At 62.6% G+C, this 763-nt stretch carries 1 protein-coding gene and 1 pseudogene; one reads left to right on the top strand and one right to left on the bottom strand.

All coding sequences use genetic code 11. The annotated features are described in order from the left end of the window. A partial coding sequence (locus VSX56_RS20700) for a transposase (protein WP_350938335.1) occupies positions 1-334 on the top strand: 334 nt, incomplete at its 5' end. A gap of 63 nt (positions 335-397) precedes the next feature. Here VSX56_RS20700 and VSX56_RS20695 read toward each other — a convergent pair. Next, a pseudogene (locus VSX56_RS20695) lies at positions 398-763 on the bottom strand (IS66 family transposase); the annotation flags it as partial.

The raw sequence follows: 763 nt of genomic DNA, 5'->3' as shown, positions 1-763 counted from the left end.
CGCTGATCAGATGCGTCCGAAACTGCCAAAGCTGGCGACCCTCATGGACGGCGCCGAGGAGGATGTGCTGGCCTACATGACCTTTCCCCAGCAGCATCGAACGAAGCTACACAGCACAAATCCGATTGAGCGCCTAAACGGCGAGATCAAGCGCCGTACGGACGTGGTCGGGATCTTTCCTAATGAGGCTTCGATCCGCCGCCTCGTTGGGGCCATCCTGATGGAGCAGACCGAGGAATGGACCGTCCAGCGCGGTCGATACATGACACTGGAAACGCTGGCGCCAATCTGCGATGATGTCGTGGTCAGCTTGCCTGCAGCGCAGCGCGACTGATCAGCTCGGCCCGCCAGTCAGCACGAGGCCCGCTATGAGCTACACCATCAGTTGGGACACGATCGCCATGCGCTCGACCGTCGCGGTTGCGACCTGACTGTCTCCAGCGGCGTGAAGCTCATAAAATCTTCGCCTGCTATGTGCCCAGCATCCGGCGAGACGCGGCCCGTCGTTGCCTCCGCCCTTGCGCACGAGCGTATTGTAGGCGGCATAGCCGTCAACCTGCAGAATGCCGCTGTAGCTGCCGAGATGTCGGCGTACGCAGTCACCGGATCGACTTTCCTCGAAGCGGTAAGCCACCATGGGCGGACCACTACCACCGAAGGAGCTGTCGTCGCGGGCATAGGCCCAGAGCCAGGCCTTTTTCGCGGCACCGGTACCGGGCGCGAGGGTCGGAAGGCTGGTCTCATCGGCGAAGACGCGCGGGCC

The organism is Thioclava kandeliae (genome assembly GCF_040297545.1).
Classification (GTDB): domain Bacteria; phylum Pseudomonadota; class Alphaproteobacteria; order Rhodobacterales; family Rhodobacteraceae; genus Thioclava; species Thioclava kandeliae.
This window is presented reverse-complemented; position numbering and strand designations above follow the sequence as displayed.